This is a genomic window from Thioclava sp. F28-4 (assembly GCF_002020045.1).
Taxonomy (GTDB): domain Bacteria; phylum Pseudomonadota; class Alphaproteobacteria; order Rhodobacterales; family Rhodobacteraceae; genus Thioclava; species Thioclava sediminum.
The window spans coordinates 214141-234612 of the sequence record NZ_MPZQ01000003.1; the positions used below are offsets into that span (position 1 = coordinate 214141).

Below are 20472 nucleotides of genomic sequence, written 5' to 3' on the forward strand. Positions count from 1 at the left end.
TATTCTCTGCAACGCCACGCATGAAAAAGGCCCGGACACAAAGGTCCGGGCCAATCAATCCGTTGAAACCTGCCGCAGCGCGGCGCGCGCTTATTGCGATGCCGCTTTCGCGAACTTGCGGCGGTCCTGCAGCTCCTCGGCGACGAGGAAGGCCAGTTCCAGCGACTGGCTTGCGTTCAGACGCGGGTCGCAGGCGGTGTGGTAGCGCGAGGACAGATCGCCATCGGTCACGGCGCGCACGCCGCCGGTGCATTCGGTCACGTCCTTGCCGGTCATCTCGAAATGCACGCCGCCGGGGATCGTGCCCTCGGCTTTGTGGATCGCGAAGAATTCCTTCACCTCGCGCAGCACGGACTCGAAGGGACGGGTCTTGAAACCCGAGGCCGATTTGATCGTGTTGCCGTGCATCGGATCGCAGGACCAGACGACATTCGCGCCCTCGGCCTCGACGGTGCGGATCAGGCGCGGCAGGTGATCGCCGACATTGCCCGCGCCGAAGCGCGCGATCAGGGTCAGACGACCCGCCTCGTTTTCCGGGTTCAGCTTCTCCATCAGCACCTTGAGGTCGTCCTCGGTGGTGGTGGGGCCGCATTTCAGACCGATCGGGTTCTGCACGCCGCGTGCGAATTCGACATGCGCGCCGTCGGGCTGACGGGTGCGGTCGCCGATCCAGAGCATGTGGCCGGTGCCCGCGATCGGCAGGCCGGAGGTGGAATCGATGCGGCATAGCGCCTCTTCATATTCCAGCAGCAGCGCCTCGTGCGAGGTGTAGAAATCGACCGAAGCCAGCTCATGCGCGGTTTCCGAGGTCACACCCGCGGCCCGCATAAAGTCCATCGCCTCCGAGATCTGATCGGCGACCTGACGGTATTTCTCGGCATCGTCGGCATCGGTGAAGCCCGCGATCCAGCTTTGGACGCGGTGGATATCGGCGAAACCACCGGTCGAGAAAGCGCGCAGCAGGTTCAGCGACGCGGCCGCCTGCGTGTAGGCCTGCAGCATCCGGTTCGGATCGGGCAGACGCGCCTCCGAGGTGAACTCGAAGCCGTTGATGATGTCGCCGCGGTAGCTCGGCAGCTCGGTGCCGTCGATGGTCTCGGTCGGTGCCGAACGCGGCTTGGCGAACTGCCCCGCCATGCGGCCGACCTTGATGACCGGAACCTTCGCGCCCCAGGTCAGCACGACCGCCATCTGCAGCATCACCTTGAAGGTGTCGCGAATGTTATCGGCCGAGAATTCCCCGAAGGACTCGGCGCAATCGCCGCCCTGCAGCAGGAATGCTTCGCCGCGCGCGGCTTTCGCCAGCTCCGCCTTCAGCGTGCGTGCTTCGCCCGCGAAGACCAGCGGCGGCATCCGCGACAGCTGTGCCTCGACAGCGTTCAGCGCCCCCTGATCGGGATAGTCGGGCATCTGAACCCGCGGTTTCGCGCGCCAGTCCGATTTGCTCCAACCCTTGCCCATCTGATCCTCCAAAAGCGTGGTCGTTTCATTCGGCGCCGCTTATAGACGGCGCGGGTCAGGGAAACAAACCCGAAATTGCATTTCCGCACGCCTGCGGGCCCCTCCGTAAGTTCCCCCTCTTGCGGCGGGCACCAATTTCCTGTTTCGGTGATTCACCACAGATGACGGATTGACGACATGCCTGATCCCCGCCCCACCCGTCGCCCAGCCCCTTCGCAGGGGATGATCCGGATCGCCCCGGACGCGCGCCAGCGCTCGGTCGTCTTCATGCTTCTCGACCGGTTCACGATGATGGCCTTCGCCAGCGCGATCGAGCCGCTGCGCCTCGCCAATCAGGTTTCGGGCCGCACGCTCTACACCTGGAAACTGGCCTCGGAAACCGGCGAGGATGTCACCTGCTCGAACGGCACGACCTTCCGCACCGATATCGGGCTGGAGGAACTGGGCCGCGATACGATGGTGCTGGTCTGCGGCGGCATCGACGTGGCCGAGGCGGTCACCAAGCCGCTTTTGAACTGGCTGCGGCGCGAGGCACGGCGCGGTGCTACGATCGGGGGCCTGTGCACCGGCTCTTATGCGCTGGCCCGCGCGGGGCTACTCGACGGCAAACGCGCGACGATCCATTGGGAGAATGTCGACGCCTTCGCCGAGGATTTCCCCGATATCGAGCTGACCAAGGGTGTTTTCGTGATCGACGGCAACCGGGTGACGACGGCGGGCGGCACCGCCTCGATCGACCTGATGCTGCGGCTGATTGCCCGCGATCACGGCGAAGAGCTGGCCAATACGGTGGCCGATCAGCTGATCCATTCCTCGATCCGCTCGGATCGCGACACGCAGCGGCTGTCGATTCCCACCCGGATCGGGGTGCGCCACCCCAAGCTCGCGCAGGTGATCGGGCGGATGGAACGCAATATCGAAGACCCCATCAGCCCCGCGACGCTCGCGACCGAAGTGGGCATGTCCGCGCGCCAGCTGGAGCGGCTGTTCCGTCGCTACCTCAACCGCTCGCCGAAGCGCTACTACATGGAATTGCGGCTGCAAAAGGCGCGTAACCTGTTGATGCAAACGGAAATGAGCGTGATCAACGTGGCCATGGCCTGCGGCTTCGCGAGCCCGTCGCATTTCTCGAAATGCTACCGCGCGCATTACCAGACCACACCTTACCGTGAACGCGGCGCGAGCGCTGCGGGCGAAAAGGAAAGCCTGGACTCCACCGTGGATTTAGGGCCGGAAGACTCGCTCGACTGAAAATTGCGCAATCGACCCCCGCGCCTTTCACGAATTTGCACATAACCCCAAATTGCCGTTACGTCGCATTGCGCGCACCTTGACCTTCGGGTCCGTTTTTCGCGTCATCGCGCCACTCGCGGTTCTTCACATTTGACAAACCGCGCACTAACCTCGCGCAAGAACGCGAGTTCCAACACGGGAGTGAACACATGAAAAAACTGCTTCTGGCTTCGGCTGCGATCGCGCTTGGCGCGACTGGCGCATATGCCGATGACGTGAAGATGGGCGTCCTGCTGGGCTTTACCGGCCCGCTTGAATCGCTCGCCCCGCCGATGGCGCAGGGTGCCGAGATGGCGATCAAGGAAGTCTCCGATTCCGGCAAGCTGCTGGGTGGCGACACCGTGACCGCAGTCCGCGGCGACTCGACCTGCGTCGACGCAGCAGCCGCGACCGCGGCAGGCGAAACGCTGGTCACTACCGACAAGGTCGCTGGCATCATGGGCGCAATGTGCTCGGGCGCGACCACCGCTGTCCTGCAAAACGTCGCCATGCCGAACGGCGTCGTGATGATCTCGCCCTCGGCAACCTCGCCGGCACTCTCGACGCTCGAAGATGATGGCCTGTTCTTCCGCACCGCTCCGTCGGATGCGCGTCAGGGCGAAGTCATGGCCGACGAGATCCTCGAGAAGGGCATCAAGAACGTCGCCGTGACCTACACCAACAACGACTACGGCAAGGGTCTCGCCGACAGCTTCGAGAAAGCCTACAAGGCCAAAGGCGGCACCGTGACCATCTCGGCCGCGCACGAAGACGGCAAAGGCGACTACTCCGCTGAAGTCGCATCGCTCGCTTCCGCAGGTGGCGACGCGCTCGTCATCGTCGGCTATATCGACCAGGGCGGCTCGGGCATCCTGCGCGGCGCGCTCGACACCGGCGCCTTCGAGACCTTCGTCTTCCCGGACGGCATGGTCAGCCAGACGCTCGAAGACAATTTCGGCTCGGAAATCAACGGCTCCTTCGGCCAGCTTCCCGACTCGGCAGGCGACGGCATGAAGACCTATCTCGGCATGGCCGAGAAAGCCGGGTTCGACGGCTCGTCGGCTTATTCGGGCGGCGCCTATGACGCGGCGGCTCTGATGCTGCTCGCGATGCAGGCGGCGGATTCCACCGACCCGAAAGTCTACAAGGACAAGGTCATGGAAGTCGCGAACGGCCCCGGCGAGAAGATCTATCCCGGCGAGCTGGGCAAGGCGCTCGACCTGATCAAGGAAGGCAAGCCGGTCGACTATGAAGGCGCGACCGCCGTCAACCTGATCGGCAATGGCGAAGCCGCGGGCACCTTCCGCGAAATCGCGATCAAGGACGACAAGATCGAGACGGTGAAATACCGCTAAGCGGTCATCAGAGCTGAAGCAGCCCGGAGCGATCCGGGCTGTTTTCAATTATAAAACAACAAGATGCGGCGTGAAGCTAACGCGCCTACAACTCAGGGGACCCTATGATCCGGGTTGAAAACCTAGTTAAATCCTTCGGCGGATTCCGCGCGGTCGATGGCGCGAGCCTCGAAATCGCGACCGGCTCGATCACCGGGCTGATCGGCCCCAACGGCGCCGGCAAATCCACGCTCTTCAACGTCATCGCAGGCGTACACGAACCCACCGCGGGCCGTGTCACGATGGATGGCGAGGACATCACCGGGCTTGCGCCCCATGAGCTGTTCCACAAGGGGCTGCTGCGCACCTTCCAGATCGCGCATGAGTTTCCTTCGCTCACCGTGCGCGAGAACCTGATGATGGTGCCCACGGCCCAAGCGGGCGAGACGCTCTGGAACACATGGTTCGGGCGAAAACATATCCGCGACGAGGAAGCGGCGCTTCTGAAGAAAGCCGATGAGGTTCTTGATTTCCTGACGATTTCGCATCTCAAGGATGAGAAGGCGGGCAACCTCTCGGGCGGCCAGAAGAAGCTTCTGGAGCTGGGCCGCACGATGATGGTCGAAGCCAAGATCGTCTTCCTCGACGAGGTCGGCGCGGGCGTGAACCGGACGCTTCTCAACACGATCGGTGATGCCATCGTGCGCCTCAACAAAGAGCGCGGCTACACCTTCTGCGTGATCGAACACGACATGGATTTCATCGGCCGCCTCTGCGACCCGGTCATCGTGATGGCCGAGGGCAAGGTGCTGGCCCAAGGCTCTGCCGATCACATCATGGAAAACGAAGCGGTCATCGAGGCCTATCTGGGCACCGGGCTGAAGAACAAGGTCAAGGCCGAGGAAACCGCCGAGACCGCCGCCCATGAAGACCACGGCGCGCAGCCCGGTCTGGGCGATGAAGCCGGCAAAGGGGGTGCCCAATGAGCTATCTCAACGCCTCCAACATGACCGGCGGCTACGGCAAGGCCGACATCCTGCACGACTGCACATTGACCGTCGAAAAGGGCGAGATCGCCGTGATCGTCGGCCCCAACGGCGCGGGCAAATCCACCGCGATGAAGGCGGTCTTCGGCATGCTAGGCCTGCGCGAAGGCAAGGTCACGCTCGACGGGCAGGACATTACCGCCCTCTCGCCGCAGGACCGCGTTAAGAAAGGTATGGGCTTCGTCCCGCAGGTAAACAACGTCTTCCCGACCATGACGGTCGAGGAAAACCTCGAGATGGGCGCCTTCATCCGCGACGACGATTTCCGGGGCACGATGGATCAGGTCTTCGATCTGTTCCCGATCCTGAAGGAAAAGCGCCGCCAGAACGCGGGCGAGCTGTCCGGCGGCCAGCGTCAGCAGGTGGCCGTGGGCCGCGCGCTGATGACCCAGCCGAAACTGCTGATGCTCGACGAGCCGACCGCGGGCGTCTCGCCCATCGTGATGGACGAGCTGTTCGATCGCATCATCGAGGTCGCCCGCAGCGGGATCTCGATCCTGATGGTCGAACAGAACGCCCGCCAAGCCCTTGAGATCGCGGATAAAGGCTATGTCCTCGTGCAAGGCGCGAACAAATACACCGACACTGGCGAGGCCCTTCTGGCCGACCCGGAAGTCCGCCGCACCTTCCTGGGGGGCTGAGGAATGGAACTCATCAACGCGCTTGTCGCGGTCACCAATTACGTCATCATCCCCGCCACCGCCTATGGCGCGCAGCTCGCGCTCGGGGCGCTCGGGGTCACGCTGATCTATTCGATCCTGCGGTTTTCCAACTTCGCCCATGGCGACACGATGGCCTTCGGCACCGGGGTCGTGATCCTGATCACCTGGGGTTTCCAGGCGATGGGGATCAGCTTTGGCCCGCTGCCGACCGCCCTTCTCGCCCTGCCCTTCGGCATCGCGGTCACCGCGGCGCTGATGCTGGGCACGGACAAGGTCGTTTACCAATATTACCGAAAAGTCAGGGCCGCACCCGTGGTCATGGTCATGGTCTCGGTCGGCGTGATGTTCGTGATGAACGCGCTCACGCGCTTCCTGATCGGCGTCGACCAGATCAACTTCGACGACGGCACGCGCTTCGTCATCAACGCCCGGCAATGGCGCGACATGACGGGACTGCACGAGCCGCTGACGCTGCGCTCGACCCAAGTTATAACCGTCGTGACCGCCATCATCACCGTGGCCGCGCTGTTCTGGTTCCTCGGCAAGACACGCACCGGCAAATCCATGCGCGCGTTTTCCGATAACGAGGATCTGGCGCTGCTGTCGGGCATCGACCCGAACAAGGTCGTGGCGGTCACCTGGATCATCACCGGGGCGCTCGCGACCATCGCAGGCACGCTTTACGGGCTCGACAAGTCGTTCAAAGCCTTCACCTATTTCCAGCTCCTGCTACCGATCTTCGCCTCGGCCATCGTCGGCGGCATCGGCAACCCGGTGGGCGCAATCGCGGGCGGCTTCGTGATCTCCTTCTCGGAAGTGGGGCTCACCTACGCATGGAAGAAGGTCGCGACCTATCTGGTCCCGAACTGGGAGCCGGACGGGCTCGTTCAGCTTCTCTCCACCGATTACAAATACGCAGTCAGCTTCACGATCCTGATCCTCGTCCTGATCTTCAAGCCGACCGGCCTCTTCAAGGGGAAAATCGTATGAGCAGCAATCGTCAGGCTGGCGAGACCAGCCGTCTCCGCGCCCCCCTCTTCTTCGCCATCATGGCCGCGCTCATCCTCCTCGAGGGCTTCACCTCGGGCTGGAACTCGGCGCTCGGCATTCTCAACATGGGGCTTCTGTCGGCGATCATGGCGCTCGGCGTGAACATGCAATGGGGCTATGCGGGGCTGTTCAACGCGGGCGCGATGGGCTTCCTCGCGCTTGGCGGCCTCGCCCCGGTGCTGATCTCCATGCCGCCCACCCCCGGCGCCTTCTCGGGCGGCGGTCCGGACATCATGGCGGCCTTCTTCGTGGCGATCGTCGCGGTGCTCGCGGCGGTCTGGATCTGGCGCAACCTGCGCGGCAAGACGCGCGGCCTCGCCGTGACCGCCGTGCTGATCGTCGGCTTCTTCACCTATCGCTGGCTGTTCGATCCGGCGGTCGAGGTGATCGAGGCGATCAACCCCTCGGCGCAGGGCAACCTCGGCGGGCTGGGCCTTCCGACGCTGATCTCTTGGCCCGTGGGCGCGGTTCTGGCCGCAGGGGCTGCGTGGCTGGTCGGCAAGACCGCCCTCGGCCTGCGCTCGGATTACCTTGCGATCGCCACGCTCGGCATCGCAGAGATCATCGTCGCGATCCTGAAGAACGAGCAGTGGCTCGACCGCGGCGTGCTGAACGTCAACGGCATCCCGCGCCCCTGGCCCGTGCCCTACGAGATCGACCTGCAGAACTCGCCCGATTTCGTCGCACAGATGCAGAGCTGGGGCCTCGATCCGCAGCTGGGCTCGACCATCGCGGTGAAGCTGGCCTTCCTCGTTCTGTTCGTGATCGTCATCCTCGCGCTGATCTGGCTGACCGAGATGTCGCTGAAATCGCCCTGGGGCCGGATGATGCGCGCGATCCGCGACAACGAGATCTCGGCTGCGGCAATGGGCAAGAACGTCACCCGCCGCCACCTGCAGATCTTCGTGCTGGGCTCGGCGGTGATCGGGCTTGCGGGCGCGATGATGATCTCGCTCGACGGGCAGATGACGCCGACCTCCTACAACCCGCTGCGCTACACCTTCCTGATCCTCGTGATGGTGATCGTGGGCGGTTCTGGCAACAACTGGGGCTCGATCCTCGGTGGCGTGCTGATCTGGTATGTCTGGGTCAAGGCGGGCGACTGGGGCCCGGATATCATGGGCGCGTTGGCCGCACCGTTCCCCGATGGCGGGCTCAAGGATCACCTGATCCAGTCGGCCCCGCATATGCGGATGCTCGTGATGGGGATCATCCTGCTGATGGTGCTGCGCTTCAGCCCGCGCGGGCTCTTGCCGGAGAAATAAAAACGAGGGGCTCTGCCCCTCGCCCGTTCCGGGCTCACCCCGGGATATTTCTTCCAAGCCGAAAACAAACGCGCGCCCCGAAAGGAGGCGCGCTTTTTTCGTTACTCCTCGCCGCCGTCGAATTGGGCGACGCGGGCGCCCGCCTTGTTCGTGGTGACGACGCCGAGCGATTTGAGTTTGCGGTGCAGCGCCGAGCGCTCCATGCCGACGAAATTCGCGGTGCGCGAGATGTTGCCCCCGAAGCGGTTGATCTGCGTGAGGAGGTATTCGCGCTCGAACAGCTCGCGCGCTTCACGCAAGGGCAGCGTGGCGAGCGCACCGCCCAGAACGATGCGCCCCTCATCCGCCGGGCCTTCCTGACCGGGCAGCTCGCGCGCCTCGATCGCGCCCGTGCCTTCGCCGAGGATCAGCACCCGCTCGATCACGTTGCGCAGCTGGCGAACGTTGCCGGGCCAATCCATCGTCTGCATCAGCGCCGCAGCCTCTTCCGAGATTTCACGCAGCGGCAGGCCCTGGGTCTCGTTGAACCCGCGCAGGAAATGATCGGCCAGAAGCGGCACGTCCTCGCGCCGCTCAGAGAGCGGCGGCACCTCGATCGGCACCACGTTCAGCCGGTCGTAGAGCTCCTGCCGGAAAAGCCCCTCGCGGATCTGCGTCATCAGATCGCGGGTCGTCGACGAGATCACCCGCAGATCGACGCGGACCTTGTCGGCCCCGCCGACGCGCAAGAATTGCTGCTCGGTCAGAACCCGCAGGATTTTCGACTGCGTGCCGAGCGGCATCTCCGCCACCTCGTCGAAATAGATCACGCCGCCGTGGGCCTGCTCCAAGAGGCCCTTCTCGACGCCGCGCTCGGGTGTTTCGCGCCCGAAGAGCACCTCTTCCATCCGGTCGGGTTCGATCGAGGCGGAATTCACGGTGATGAAGGGCCCCGCCGCACGGGTCGAGAACTGGTGGATGTAGCGCGCGGCCATCTCCTTGCCCGAGCCCGGCTCGCCCGTCAGCATCACCCGGCCATTGGACTTGGTCACCTTGTCGAGCTGATCCTTCAGTCGCCGGAACGCCGCCGAGTCGCCGATCATCTCGCCCGAGGACATGTCGCGGCGTTTCAGCGTCGAGTTCTCGCGCCGCAGCCGCGCCGTCTCCATCGCGCGCGAGATCACCACCATCAGCTGGTCGATGTTGAAGGGCTTCTCGATAAAGTCGTAGGCGCCCTGCTTGATCGCCGCCACCGCGATCTCGATATTGCCGTGGCCCGAGATGATGATCACCGGCACGTCCGGGTTGTCGCGCTTGACCGTCTTGAGGATGTCGATCCCGTCCATCTTGCTGTCCTTCAGCCAGATATCGAGGATCATCAGCGCCGGTTCCTGGGCGTTGATCTCATCCATGCACTCGTTGGAATTCGCCGCGAGCCGTGTCTTGAAGCCTTCGTCGCGCAGGATGTCGGCGATCAGCTCGCGGATGTCTTTCTCGTCGTCGACGATCAGAATGTCGCTCATGTCACTTCCCCGGGGGCTTCGCCCCTCTCCTTGATGGCTCTGAGCGCTGCTCGCGCGCGTGGGAGCCTGATTTCGGCGAGCGCCCCGCGATGGGCACCCTCTGCAAAGGCGGGCGCGTCGCTCAGCGTCAGCGTTCCACCATGTTCCTCAATGATCTTCTTGACGATGGGAAGGCCCAGCCCGGTGCCTTTCTCGCGCGTCGTCACGTAAGGCTCGAACAGCCGCGAGCGGTCCGGCGGCAGGCCGATCCCGTTATCCGCGATATGGATTGTCACATGCTCGGGCGCGACCTGCATATCGAGGCGAACCTCGGGCGCGAAGCCTTCTTCCACGTTGCCTTTTTCCGTATAGGATTCAATCGCTTCGCCTGCGTTCTTCACAAGGTTCGTCACCGCTTGCGAAATCATCGTCGCGTCCAGTTCGACGATCACCGGCTCGGTCGGGACATCCGTCACCAGTTTCGCGCCATGCAGGCTGTCTTGCTGCAGGGTCGCGGCGTCGCGCACCAGTTGAGCCAGATCGTGATCGGCACGGTCGGGTTCCGGCATCCGGGCGAAGCGCGAAAATTCATCAACAATGCGCCGCAAGTCATTGGTTTGCCGCACAATCACGCCGGTGAGCTGATTGAGCGTCTCGAGATCTTCGCCCTCGGTCATCTTGCCAAATTTGCGCTTGATCCGCTCGGCCGAGAGCTGGATCGGCGTGAGCGGGTTCTTGATCTCATGCGCGATGCGGCGCGCCACGTCGCCCCATGCCGCCATGCGCTGCGCCGAGACCAGATCGGTCACATCCTCGAAGGCCACCACATAGCCCTCGGGCGTGCCCAGATCGTTGCGCCGCACCGCCATGCGCACCAGCAGGCTTTCCAGCCGCCCGCCGCGGGAGACCCGGATTTCCTCCTGCGCGACCTCGTTAAGACCGTCTTGCAAGCGATTGTAAAGCCCGACGAATTCCGGAACGGCGGTCGAGAGTTCGCGAGCATTGTCACGCGCACTATCGAGCGCCAGCAAGGTCATCGCCGCCCGGTTCACGAAGTCAATGCGCCCATCGGCATCAAGCCCGATCACCCCCGAAGTCACCGAAGACAGCACGGAATCGAACATCCGCCGACGTTCCTCGGTCTCGCGGTGGTTCTCGATCAGGGCCATGCGCTGGCCCTTCAACTGCCCGGTCATCCGGTTGAACGCCTCGCCGAGGGTCGCGATCTCGTCGTCGCCCTCGGCCTCGATGACCCGCGCATCCAGATCGCCCGACCCGACGCGCTCTGCCGCGGCGGCAAGCCGTCCGATGGGGCGCGACAGGCGCTCTGCGAACCACAGGCCCATCCAGAGCGCGGCGAGGATCAGGATCAGCGCGAAGCCGAAGTAAAGCAGCCCGAATTCGAAAATCACCCGGCCGCGCGCGCTTTCCAATTGCTGATAGAGCGTCACCGTCTCGCGCGTTTTATCGAGCAGCGCGAGGATCTGCCCGTCCACCTTGCGCGAGATATAGAGATAGCGGTCTACAAATGCATCGAGCCGGATCAGCGCGCGCAGTTCCGAGTTCGGCCAATCCTCGATCAGCACCGTCTCACCCTTCTGCGCCTCGACGATGTCGCGCGGGGAAGGTTCTTCGTAATCAAAGAGATAGGAGCGATCGCCGCGGGCTACGATCCGGCCCGTGCCGTCGATCACATAGGCCTCTTTCACGCCGCGCTGGATGCCCGCCTGCCCGGTGATCAGCAATTCGCGCAGTTCGCCATCCGACATGAAGGTCGAGGCCTGCCGCCGCAGATTGAGGAAATTCGCGAGCGCCCGGCTATCCTGCACAAGATCGCGCTTATGCTCGGACTGATACGCCTCGGCGGCCTGAAGCGACGTGCCCACGACCGAGCGCACGCGATCCGAGAACCAGCCCTCGAGACCGATATTCACCGTGAGGAACGCGAAGACCGCGACGAGGATCGTCGGCACCAGCGCGATGCCCGCGAAAACGCCCGTCAGGCGCAGGGTCAGCCGCGATCCGGCGGAATGCGCGCGCCGTGCCGCAATGATCTGCACCAGCCGCATCAGGATCAGACCGGCGAGTAGCAGGAAATAGACGAAATCGGCGAGCAGGATCAGGCGCAGCGCGGTGCTGTCCGCCCCCTGTCCCAAGGGCCCGAGGACTATAAAGGTCGCAATCGCGAGCGCCGGGCCCAGAACGACCAGACCGAAGGTAAACAGGTTGCGCACCCGCTTCTGGCGGCGAAAGCGCGCCAAACGGTCCCAGCCTGAGCGATATGCCGTGCTGCCCTGCACTAATGCCCCCTCATTCCAGACCGTGGCTCGCGAATCCGTGTGAACGGAAAAGCCACAGCCCCCTGTTGCGGGTTTACATCAGTTTGCGGCGGCGTGTCACCTGAATATCCAGATCGGTGATCTTTTTACGCAACGTATTGCGGTTGATGCCGAGCAAATCGGCACATCTGGCTTGGTTGCCACCGGTCGCGTCGAGCGCGATTTCGATCAGCGGCGCCTCCATTTCCTTCAAAATCCGGTCGTAAAGGCCCGGCGGCGGCAGCGTGCCGCCGTGAAGGTCGAAATAGCGCCGCAGGTGGCGCGCGATGGAGGCCGAGAGCTTCTCGCCTTCGCCACCCTGACGCAGCGGCTCGATCGCGGGCTGGTTGCCCAGCACGAATTCCGCCTCGGCGCGGGTGATTTCTTCCTCGGGCGAGGTCACCGCAAGACGGCGGATCGTGTTCTCCAACTGGCGCACGTTGCCGGGCCAGGAATAGGCGCGCACGAGTTGCAGAGCCTCGGGCGTGAAGCGGCGCAGACCCAGCCCGTCGCGCTCGGCGCGGGCAAGGAAATGCTCGGCCAGAAGCGGGATATCCTCGACGCGCTCGCGCAGGCTCGGCACGTTCAGCGTCACGCCGCCCAAGCGGTAGAACAGGTCCTGACGGAACTTGCCCGCCTCCATCAGCCCCGCGAGGTCGATCTGCGTCGTCGCCATGATCCGCGGCGCGGGATCGGGCAGCGCGTCGAGCATCCGCACGATCCGCGCCTGCGTGTCGTCGTCGTAATCGCCAACCTCGTCGAAGACGAGCGAGCCGCCCTTGGCCTTCGCCACCAGCGCCGCCGGGCCGTCCGCGCCCTGAAGATCGCCCGCCTGCGCCACCACGAAGGGCAGCGTGCGGCGATCCGAGAAGTCGTGAATAGCCTTCGCGATCAAGGACTTGCCTGTGCCACTCTCACCCGCGATCAGCACCGCGAGATCGGCGTTCATCACCCGTGCTACAAGCCGGTAAAGTTCCTGCATCGCCGGGGTCCGCCCGACCAGAGGCAGATCGCCCGCATCGCCGCCGCCTTCGATCTCGCGCGGGGCGATCGGGCTACGGCGCTTCTGCTCCAGCGCCTTTTGCGCGCGCTTCATCAGGTCCGGCAGATCGAACGGTTTGGGCAGATAGTCGTAAGCCTCGGCCTCGGCCGCCTGGATCGCGGTCATGATCGTGTTCTGCGCAGAGATTACGATGACCGGCAGGCCCGGGCGTTCCTCGGAGATCTTCGGCAGCGCCTCCAGCCCGTTTCCGTCAGGCATGATCACGTCCGAGATCACCAGATCGCCTTTGCCCTCTTCGACCCAACGCATCAGCGTCACGAGCGAGGCAGTGGCATGAACCTTACAGCCCGCCCGGGTCAGGGCCTGGGTCAGAACGGTGCGGATTGTACGATCGTCATCCGCGACAAGTACGGTGCCGTCCATGGATCAGGCCTCCTTTGGCGCAACGGGAAGTGAAATGCGAAACCGGGTCTTGCCCGGGACCGAGTCGAGCGTGACCCAGCCGTCGTGATCGTTGATGATCTTCGAGACAAGCGCGAGACCAAGCCCCGTGCCGTTCTCACGGCCCGAAACGAAGGGCTCGAAGATCTCATTGGAAATTTCCGGCGGAATACCGGGACCGTCGTCGATGATCTCGATCTGGAGCGGCAGCGGTTGCCCCGATCCATCGGCGCGACGCAGACGCAGGCTGTGTTCGTAGAAGGTACGGATCTTGATTTCTCCATTCCCTTCCGAGGCTTCTGCGGCATTCTTCAACAGGTTCAGGAAGACTTGAGTCAATTGATCCGCATCGCCCAGTGTCGGCGGCAGCGAGGGATCGTAATCCTCCTTGATCGTCATATGCGCACCGAAGCCGACGCCTGCGGATTTGCGCGCGCGGTCGAGCACGTCATGGATATTGACCGCTTTCTTCTCGGGCGCACGGACGTTGCCGAACTGTTCGACTTGTTCGAGCAGCTTCACGATGCGGCGCGTCTCGTCGACGATTAGGTCCGTCAATTCAAGATCTTCGCCAGACAAGTTCATGCTCAGAAGTTGGGCCGCCCCGGCGATCCCGGCAAGCGGGTTCTTGATCTCATGGGCCAGCATCTCCGCCATGCCGATGGCCGAGCGCGCTGCCGATTTCACGAGGCTCGCGCGGCCCAGCCGATCAGCGAGTTCGCGCGGCTCGATCAGCAGCAGTACCCGGTCGGGGTCTTCGCCGACGGGGGCGGCTTGCAGATTGCATTGCACCGGGGCTTTCTCGCCCGTGGTCAGCTCGACATCGTTAACGAAGAGCGAAGCGCGGTTCTTCCGCACCCGGTAGAAGATTTCCTCCAAAGGTGCGGAAATCGCGAGCCTTTCGCCAATCGCCTTACCTCTCAGCGCCTTGGCGGAAAGGTTAAGGAACAGCTCGGCGGCGGGGTTCACCTCGTCGACAAGATCATCGCCATCGATCAGCAAAGCCGGGGTCGGCAGCGAGGTCCAGATGATGCCGGGGGCCGGAAGGTTCATGCGGCGCACCTTTCCCCGAAAGCGCGCTCGATCAGCGCCAAGGTCGCCTCCGGCGTCTGGCTGACCATCATCTCGGCGCGCAGCGGAGCATTCGCCGCCTCGCAATACCATCCCAGATGCTTGCGCGCGAGACGCAGCCCGAGATCACGTCCGTAGAAACTCAAGATCGCCTCGTAATGCTCTGAAATGTAATCGCAAAGCGCATTCCCATAAGGAACCTGCGGCTTCGGCGATCCAAAGATTTCATGACCGATTTCAGCCAGCCGCCAAGGCGCGCCCTGCGCCCCGCGACCGACCATCACACCCGCCGCGCCCGATTGCGCAAGCGCTGCGCGGGCGGAGCTCGCATCGACCACGTCGCCATTGGCGATCACCGGGATCGAGACCGCGTCGACCGTCTCGGCAATCGCGTCCCAATCGGCGCTGCCCTTGTAGAACTGCATCCGCGTGCGGCCATGCACGACGATCATCTTCACACCCGCAGCCTCGGCCCGGCGCGCGATCTCGGCTGCATTCTGCGTGTCGTCACACCAACCCAGCCGCATCTTCAGCGTCACCGGAAGGTCGACCGCGCCCACGGTCGCCTCGATCAGCCGCAGCGCATGATCGGGATCGCGCATCAGCGCCGAGCCCGAGGCCCCACCCGTCACCTTCTTGGCCGGGCAGCCCATATTGATGTCGATGATCCGCGCGCCCATGTCCGCGACCATCTTCGCGGCCTCCGCCATCGGTTCGGGCTCGCGCCCGGCAAGCTGCACCGAGGTCGGGAGCTCCAGCCCCATCTCGACCCGCGCTTTCGCGCGCACCGAGGGTTTCGCGGTTAGCATCTCTCCCGAGGCCACCATCTCGGACACGACGAGACCCGCGCCGAAACGCGCCACCATCCGCCGGAACGGAAGGTCGGTGATCCCGGCCATGGGCGCGAGAAAGACCGGAGGGGTCAGTGTGATGTCGTCGAGAACCAAAATCTTCGGCACGGAGGTGTCCTGTCACTCGTCTTCCTTCGAATTAGGCGTTTGACCAAAGAATCACAATTGCGTCCACCCCTTTTTAGGTGGGAAAATCAGCATCCGCCTATTTTTTAATCACCTAACTGTGGCCAGTTGTCACATCGCGCGACGTATCGCGTCCAGCGGCACCGATTGCGCAGAGCCGCGTCTTCGCCTAAGCCCTTGGGCGATCAGGGAGCCGCCATGAGCAACGCCATCATCATCGTCGCCGCCGGGCGTGGCACCCGCGCTGGCGGAGAAACCCCGAAGCAATGGCAGAGCCTCGCCGGGCAGCCGGTGCTGGCCCATACCGTTGCCGCTTTCAAAGGCATCGGGCGGATTGTGGTCGTTCTGCATCCCGAGGATATGACGCGCGGCATCGCGCAGTTTCAGGGCGAGGTCGCGCTTTGTGCGGGCGGGGCGAGCCGCGGTGCCTCGGTGCGCAATGCGCTGGAGATGCTCGAGGGCTCGGGCGTCGAGAAGGTGCTGATCCATGACGGCGCGCGCCCGCTGGTGAGCCGCGCGGTGATCGAGGGCGTGCTCGACGCGCTCGACAGCGCGCAGGCGGCAGCGCCCGCCCTGCCCGTGTCGGACGCGCTCTGGACCGGCGAGAACGGTCAGGTCACAGGAACACAGGACCGCAACGGGCTCTACCGCGCGCAGACCCCGCAAGGTTTCGATTTCGACGCGATCCTCAGTGCGCACCGCGCCCATCCGGGCGGGGCTGCCGATGACGTGGAAGTGGCCCGCGCGGCCGGTCTTTCGGTTGCGATCACGCGCGGCTCGGAAGACAATCTGAAGATCACCTACCCGGAAGATTTCGCCCGGGCCGAGAGACTGTTGGGAGACAAGATGGATATCCGTTTGGGCCATGGCTACGACGTGCACGCGTTCGAGCCGGGCGATCATGTGACGCTCTGCGGGGTCGCGGTGCCGCATGACAAGACGCTCAAGGGCCATTCCGACGCCGATGTGGGCATGCATGCGCTGACCGATGCGATCTACGGCGCGCTGGCCGAGGGCGATATCGGGCGGCATTTCCCGCCGTCGGACCCGCAGTGGAAAGGCGCCGCGTCGGAGATCTTCCTCGATCACGCGGTAAAACTGGCCGAGACGCGGGGCTTCCGTCTGGGCAATGCCGATGTGACGCTGATCTGCGAGCGCCCCAAGATCGGCCCGCATGCCGCTGAAATGGCGCAGGCTTTGGCCCGCATCATCGGGATCGAGCCGGGCCGGATCTCGGTCAAGGCCACCACCACGGAACGTCTGGGCTTCACCGGGCGCGAGGAAGGCATCGCCGCCATCGCCACTGCCACATTGATCAAGGAGTAACCCCATGCTGCGCGTCCTCAACACGGTCGGATTTGTCGGCTTGCTGAAACCCGCGCCGGGCACCTGGGGCTCGCTGGTGGCGGTGCTGGTCGGCTGGGCGATCGAGCATTACCTGGGCTTCATCCCGCTGGTGATCGCCACCATCGCGGTTACTGCGCTTGGCTTCTGGTCGGTGCGCGCGCAGCTGGGCGACAGCACCGACGACCCCTCCGAGATCGTGATCGACGAGGTGGCGGGCCAATGGGTGGCGCTTCTGTTCCCGGCCTTCGGCTTCTGGCAGCGCGGCCTCTCGACGGGCGTCGATCTGCACATGGTCTGGCCCGGCCCGGTCGCGGCGTTCCTGCTGTTTAGGCTGTTCGACATCTGGAAGCCGTGGCTCGTGGGTCGCGCCGATCGCCGCCATGACGCGACGGGCGTGATGCTCGACGATATCTGGGCCGGGGTCTTCGCCGGGATCGTGTCGATCATCCTCGCAGGGCTCTATCACATCGTCTTTCTGGGCATGATGGGATGAGCCGCGCGTCGGACGTTCTCGACGCCTGCAAGGCGCGCGGCCTGATGGTCGCGACCGCCGAGAGCTGCACCGGCGGCATGGTCGCCGCAGCCCTCACCGATATTCCGGGATCGTCCGCGGTGGTGGAGCGCGGCTTCGTCACCTACACCAATGACGCCAAACGCGAGATGCTGGGCGTCAGCGCGGAAAGACTCGCCGCCCATGGCGCGGTCTCCGAGCCGGTCGCGCGCGAGATGGCCGAGGGCGCGTTGCGCCACTCCCACGCCCAGATCGCCGTCGCGATCACCGGTATCGCGGGCCCGGGCGGATCGGAGTTCAAACCCGAGGGCCGCGTCTGTTTCGGCCTTGCCCGCGCGGGGGCCGAAACCCAAGTCGAGACCATCGAATTCGGCGCGCTCGGCCGCGACAAGGTGCGCGAAGCGGCCCGCGATCACGCGCTCGCCCTGCTGCTGTCGGCGGCGCAAGCCTGACTCCAAACCGCCTACGCATCGGGCATGCCCGCCTCGTATCGCCTATTTTTCGCGCAGTTCCAAAAGTGATGCCCGAATAGGCGGGTTTTGCGCAAAATGTCTCTTTATTGCGCGCGGCGCTTATGGCCCCTGCCCTCCAGAGGGAATTTCGAGGAGGATTTGTCGAGATGGAAGCGGGGATGAACGCGGCCGATACCGCGTGGATCATGGTGGCGACGGCGCTGGTTTTGCTGATGACGCTGCCGGGGCTGGCGCTGTTTTACGGCGGGCTCGTGCGGGCGCGCAACGTGCTGTCGATCTTCATGCAGTGTTTCTCGATCGCGGCGCTGATGAGCGTGCTGTGGCTGCTGTTCGGCTATTCGATCGCCTTCGGCGACGCCAACGGCTACTGGGGCCGCTTGGGTAAATTCGCGCTGCTGGGCATCACGCCGGACACGCTGTCGGGCTCGATCCCCGAGATCGTCTTCTTCGGCTTCCAGATGACCTTCGCGATCATCACCCCGGCGCTGATCGTCGGCGCCTTCGTGGAGCGGATCAACTACGGCTTCGTGATGGTCTTCACCGGCCTTTGGATGCTGCTGATCTACGCCCCCGTCGCGCACTGGATCTGGGGCGGAGGCATCATGTCCGATGGCGGCATCTGGGGTGCGGTCGGCACCAAGGATTTCGCGGGCGGCATCGTGGTGCACGAAACCGCAGGCCTCGCGGCCCTCGTGCTGGCGCTGATGATCGGCCCGCGCGCCAAGCGCACCACGCCCCCGCATAACCCCGGCATGGTCGCGATGGGCGCAGGGCTCCTGTGGGTCGGCTGGTTCGGCTTCAACGGCGGCTCGGAGCTGGCAGCCGATGGCGTGGCCGGCATGGCGATCACCGTCACCCATATCTCCGCCGCCGCCGCCTCGCTCAGCTGGGCGCTGTGGGAGCGCATCAAGTTCGGCCGCGCCTCGATGGTGGGCCTCGTGACCGGCACGATCGCAGGCCTCGCCTCGATCACCCCGGCCTCGGGCTTCGTCGGCCCCATCGAGGCACTGGTGATCGGCTTCGCCGCCGGGATCATCTGTCAGGAATTCGTCGTGCTGATCCGCGAAAGGCTGCATGTCGACGACAGCCTCGACGTCTTCGCGGTCCACGGCGTGGGCGGCATCTTCGGCACGATCATGATCGCGGTCTTCGGCCATGGCAGCTTTGTCGCCCAACTCGGCGCGCTGGCCGTCGTCGGTATCTTCACCGTCGCGGGCAGCTGGATTCTGGCGATGCTGGTGCGGCTGGTCTTCCCGCTGCGCGTCAGCGACGAGCACGAGACCAATGGGCTGGACCTCTCCACCCATGGCGAGCGCGCCTATGACATGAACTCCTGATCGCAGGGGTTTGACCCGGAATGGAAAAGGCCGCCCCGACGGGCGGCCTTTTTCGTGGAACCTGAGGCGAGGATCACTCAGCCCTTCGGCCCATACAATTCCTCGGCGCGTTTCTCGAAGGCGCGCACGATCCGCTGCATCGCCTCGTTGAAGACGACCCCGATCACGCCCTGCAGGATCGCGTTCTTGAACTCGAAATCGACATGGAAATCGACCTCGCAGGAGCCGTCGTCGCGATCGCTCATCCGCCAGTGGCTGTGCATGTATTTGAACGGCCCGTCGAGATATTCGGTCTCGATGTGATGTTCGTCGGGATGCAGCACCACGCGCGAGCCGAACTTCTCGCGGAACACTTTGAACGAGATCACCAGATCGGCCAGCATCAGGATCGAGCCGTCCGGGCGTTCCTCGCGCGAGCGCACGCGGGCTGCCGAATTCCACGGCAGGAATTTCGGATAGCTCCCCACATCGGCCACCAGATCGTAGATCTGTTGCGCGCTATAGGGCATGACCCGGTTCTCGTGATGCTTAGGCATGTCTCTCCCGTTTTCTTGCGCCTCTTGATGCGCTAAAGCTAAGCCCGAGTTCAAGCCCTACAACCCGTTTCGAGGCCCGACATCATGACGCAGCGCCCCTATGTGATCGACCAGATGATTTCGGCCAAGCAGATCGCGGCCCGGGTCGAGGAATTGGCCGCCGAGATCACCCGGACCTTCAAGGGCACCGACAAGCTGGTGGTCGTGGGCCTCTTGCGCGGTTCCTTCGTGTTCATCGCCGATCTGGTGCGCGAGATCGACCTGCCGGTTGAAGTCGATTTCCTTGAGGCATCGAGCTATGGCGACGCGATGACCAGCTCGCGCGAGGTGCGCATCCTCAAGGACCTGCGCGCAGGCATCGAGGGGCGCGACGTGCTCGTGGTCGAGGATATCGTCGATACCGGATTCACTCTGCACCACGTCATGGGGATGCTGCGCGCGCGCAAACCGGGGCGGATCGAATGCTGCGCCCTGCTCGACAAACCCTCGCGGCGCGAAGTCGATGTGCGCGCCACCTGGACCGGTTTCGAGATCCCCGACGAGTTCGTCGTGGGCTACGGGATCGACTTCGCACAGCGCAATCGCAACCTGCCCTTCATCGGCAAGGTGCGCTTCACCGAGGACGCTTCGTGAACTATCACTGGCTGCTGCGCATGGCGCGGTGGGCCCGTCGCCCACCGTCGATGACGCAGGTGAAGATCGTCGCCGTCGTGGCGCTTGCCGTGATTGCGATCGTTATCATTGAAAAGCTGGGATATTGGCCGGACTGGGCGACGGTGAACCCGCGCGCCCTGCGCGCGCCCAGACCCTGAGCCCTCTCTTCCTCTTGGCTTAAGTATCCCGGGGGGCTCGCAAAACGAGCGGGGGCAGAGCCCCCGCCACGCCAG

19 protein-coding genes are annotated in these 20472 nt (G+C 64.2%); 12 read left to right on the forward strand and 7 right to left on the reverse strand.

Going from position 1 to position 20472, the window contains the following annotated elements; translation table 11 throughout:
• Positions 1-90 precede the first annotated feature (90 nt).
• Positions 91-1461 (reverse strand): class II 3-deoxy-7-phosphoheptulonate synthase, encoded by a 1371-nt coding sequence (locus tag BMI87_RS08640; protein ID WP_078520777.1) that lies wholly within the window; start codon positions 1459-1461, stop codon positions 91-93.
• Positions 1462-1683: 222 nt separating this feature from the next.
• On the opposite strand from BMI87_RS08640, the gene BMI87_RS08645 reads away from it, so the two are divergent.
• From BMI87_RS08645 to BMI87_RS08670, 6 genes are all read left to right on the forward strand, one after another.
• Positions 1684-2712 (forward strand): GlxA family transcriptional regulator, encoded by a 1029-nt coding sequence (locus BMI87_RS08645; RefSeq protein WP_108722344.1) that lies wholly within the window; start codon positions 1684-1686, stop codon positions 2710-2712.
• A gap of 191 nt (positions 2713-2903) precedes the next feature.
• A complete protein-coding gene (locus tag BMI87_RS08650) occupies positions 2904-4088 on the forward strand; it encodes an ABC transporter substrate-binding protein (protein WP_078520779.1) in 1185 nt (394 codons plus the stop codon).
• Between the two features lie 104 nt (positions 4089-4192).
• On the forward strand, positions 4193-5053 hold the full coding sequence (locus tag BMI87_RS08655) for an ABC transporter ATP-binding protein (protein WP_078520780.1): 861 nt from the start codon (positions 4193-4195) through the stop codon (positions 5051-5053).
• Positions 5050-5754 carry an ABC transporter ATP-binding protein gene (locus tag BMI87_RS08660; protein ID WP_078520781.1) on the forward strand — a complete coding sequence of 235 codons (705 nt, stop codon included), beginning with the start codon at positions 5050-5052 and terminating at the stop codon, positions 5752-5754. The genes BMI87_RS08655 and BMI87_RS08660 overlap by 4 nt, the downstream gene beginning before the upstream one ends.
• Positions 5755-5757: 3 nt before the next feature.
• Positions 5758-6765 carry a branched-chain amino acid ABC transporter permease gene (locus tag BMI87_RS08665; RefSeq protein ID WP_078520782.1) on the forward strand — a complete coding sequence of 336 codons (1008 nt, stop codon included), beginning with the start codon at positions 5758-5760 and terminating at the stop codon, positions 6763-6765.
• The gene (locus tag BMI87_RS08670) at positions 6762-8090 is read left to right on the forward strand and encodes a branched-chain amino acid ABC transporter permease (protein ID WP_078520783.1); all 1329 of its coding nucleotides are present in this window, start codon (positions 6762-6764) and stop codon (positions 8088-8090) included. The genes BMI87_RS08665 and BMI87_RS08670 overlap by 4 nt, the downstream gene beginning before the upstream one ends.
• 101 nt (positions 8091-8191) lie before the next feature.
• On the opposite strand, the gene BMI87_RS08675 is transcribed toward BMI87_RS08670, so the two are convergent.
• From BMI87_RS08675 to dusB, 5 genes are all read right to left on the reverse strand, one after another.
• Positions 8192-9592, reverse strand: a complete 1401-nt coding sequence (locus tag BMI87_RS08675; RefSeq protein ID WP_078520784.1) for a sigma-54 dependent transcriptional regulator — start codon at positions 9590-9592, stop codon at positions 8192-8194.
• A complete protein-coding gene (locus tag BMI87_RS08680; RefSeq protein ID WP_246832672.1) occupies positions 9589-11871 on the reverse strand; it encodes a PAS domain-containing sensor histidine kinase in 2283 nt (760 codons plus the stop codon). Before BMI87_RS08680 ends, BMI87_RS08675 begins: the two co-directional genes overlap by 4 nt.
• 73 nt (positions 11872-11944) lie before the next feature.
• Entirely contained in the window at positions 11945-13315 is a 1371-nt protein-coding gene (locus BMI87_RS08685; protein ID WP_078520785.1) for a response regulator, read from the reverse strand.
• Between the two features lie 3 nt (positions 13316-13318).
• The gene (locus BMI87_RS08690) at positions 13319-14386 is read right to left on the reverse strand and encodes a nitrogen regulation protein NR(II) (protein WP_078520786.1); all 1068 of its coding nucleotides are present in this window, start codon (positions 14384-14386) and stop codon (positions 13319-13321) included.
• Positions 14383-15303, reverse strand: coding sequence for a tRNA dihydrouridine synthase DusB (gene dusB, locus BMI87_RS08695; protein WP_078521038.1), 921 nt, complete (start codon positions 15301-15303; stop codon positions 14383-14385). The genes BMI87_RS08690 and dusB overlap by 4 nt, the downstream gene beginning before the upstream one ends.
• Before the next feature lie 276 nt (positions 15304-15579).
• On the opposite strand from dusB, the gene BMI87_RS08700 reads away from it, so the two are divergent.
• The 4 genes from BMI87_RS08700 to BMI87_RS08715 all read left to right on the forward strand — a co-directional run bounded on the left by BMI87_RS08700 (position 15580) and on the right by BMI87_RS08715 (position 19049).
• Positions 15580-16707 carry a bifunctional 2-C-methyl-D-erythritol 4-phosphate cytidylyltransferase/2-C-methyl-D-erythritol 2,4-cyclodiphosphate synthase gene (locus BMI87_RS08700; RefSeq protein ID WP_078520787.1) on the forward strand — a complete coding sequence of 376 codons (1128 nt, stop codon included), beginning with the start codon at positions 15580-15582 and terminating at the stop codon, positions 16705-16707.
• 4 nt (positions 16708-16711) lie between these two features.
• Positions 16712-17221: a phosphatidylglycerophosphatase A gene (locus tag BMI87_RS08705; protein WP_078520788.1), complete on the forward strand. Its 510-nt coding sequence runs from the start codon at positions 16712-16714 to the stop codon at positions 17219-17221.
• Complete coding sequence (locus tag BMI87_RS08710) at positions 17218-17691, forward strand: CinA family protein (protein WP_078520789.1); 474 nt, start codon at positions 17218-17220, stop codon at positions 17689-17691. The genes BMI87_RS08705 and BMI87_RS08710 overlap by 4 nt, the downstream gene beginning before the upstream one ends.
• Before the next feature lie 179 nt (positions 17692-17870).
• Positions 17871-19049 (forward strand): ammonium transporter, encoded by a 1179-nt coding sequence (locus BMI87_RS08715; protein WP_078521039.1) that lies wholly within the window; start codon positions 17871-17873, stop codon positions 19047-19049.
• Positions 19050-19126: 77 nt separating this feature from the next.
• On the opposite strand, the gene BMI87_RS08720 is transcribed toward BMI87_RS08715, so the two are convergent.
• The gene (locus BMI87_RS08720; RefSeq protein ID WP_078520790.1) at positions 19127-19585 is read right to left on the reverse strand and encodes a type II toxin-antitoxin system RatA family toxin; all 459 of its coding nucleotides are present in this window, start codon (positions 19583-19585) and stop codon (positions 19127-19129) included.
• Between the two features lie 84 nt (positions 19586-19669).
• Between BMI87_RS08720 and hpt the strand changes: the two genes are divergently transcribed.
• Positions 19670-20218, forward strand: coding sequence for a hypoxanthine phosphoribosyltransferase (gene hpt / locus BMI87_RS08725; RefSeq protein ID WP_078520791.1), 549 nt, complete (start codon positions 19670-19672; stop codon positions 20216-20218).
• Positions 20215-20397: a hypothetical protein gene (locus tag BMI87_RS08730; protein WP_078520792.1), complete on the forward strand. Its 183-nt coding sequence runs from the start codon at positions 20215-20217 to the stop codon at positions 20395-20397. The genes hpt and BMI87_RS08730 overlap by 4 nt, the downstream gene beginning before the upstream one ends.
• Positions 20398-20472: the final 75 nt, after the last annotated feature.

Bases quoted from the DNA above. Each gene is read 5' to 3' on its own strand.
- BMI87_RS08660 (WP_078520781.1), top strand. From the start codon at position 5,050: ATGAGCTATCTCAACGCCTCCAACATGACCGGCGGCTACGGCAAGGCC.
- BMI87_RS08690 (WP_078520786.1), bottom strand. From the start codon at position 14,386: ATGAACCTTCCGGCCCCCGGCATCATCTGGACCTCGCTGCCGACCCCG.
- BMI87_RS08715 (WP_078521039.1), top strand. From the start codon at position 17,871: ATGAACGCGGCCGATACCGCGTGGATCATGGTGGCGACGGCGCTGGTT.
- BMI87_RS08640 (WP_078520777.1), bottom strand. From the start codon at position 1,461: ATGGGCAAGGGTTGGAGCAAATCGGACTGGCGCGCGAAACCGCGGGTT.
- hpt (WP_078520791.1), top strand. From the start codon at position 19,670: ATGACGCAGCGCCCCTATGTGATCGACCAGATGATTTCGGCCAAGCAG.
- BMI87_RS08700 (WP_078520787.1), top strand. From the start codon at position 15,580: ATGAGCAACGCCATCATCATCGTCGCCGCCGGGCGTGGCACCCGCGCT.
- BMI87_RS08675 (WP_078520784.1), bottom strand. From the start codon at position 9,592: ATGAGCGACATTCTGATCGTCGACGACGAGAAAGACATCCGCGAGCTG.
- BMI87_RS08650 (WP_078520779.1), top strand. From the start codon at position 2,904: ATGAAAAAACTGCTTCTGGCTTCGGCTGCGATCGCGCTTGGCGCGACT.
- BMI87_RS08670 (WP_078520783.1), top strand. From the start codon at position 6,762: ATGAGCAGCAATCGTCAGGCTGGCGAGACCAGCCGTCTCCGCGCCCCC.
- BMI87_RS08705 (WP_078520788.1), top strand. From the start codon at position 16,712: ATGCTGCGCGTCCTCAACACGGTCGGATTTGTCGGCTTGCTGAAACCC.
- BMI87_RS08645 (WP_108722344.1), top strand. From the start codon at position 1,684: ATGATCCGGATCGCCCCGGACGCGCGCCAGCGCTCGGTCGTCTTCATG.
- dusB (WP_078521038.1), bottom strand. From the start codon at position 15,303: ATGGCCGGGATCACCGACCTTCCGTTCCGGCGGATGGTGGCGCGTTTC.
- BMI87_RS08665 (WP_078520782.1), top strand. From the start codon at position 5,758: ATGGAACTCATCAACGCGCTTGTCGCGGTCACCAATTACGTCATCATC.
- BMI87_RS08720 (WP_078520790.1), bottom strand. From the start codon at position 19,585: ATGCCTAAGCATCACGAGAACCGGGTCATGCCCTATAGCGCGCAACAG.
- BMI87_RS08710 (WP_078520789.1), top strand. From the start codon at position 17,218: ATGAGCCGCGCGTCGGACGTTCTCGACGCCTGCAAGGCGCGCGGCCTG.
- BMI87_RS08655 (WP_078520780.1), top strand. From the start codon at position 4,193: ATGATCCGGGTTGAAAACCTAGTTAAATCCTTCGGCGGATTCCGCGCG.
- BMI87_RS08685 (WP_078520785.1), bottom strand. From the start codon at position 13,315: ATGGACGGCACCGTACTTGTCGCGGATGACGATCGTACAATCCGCACC.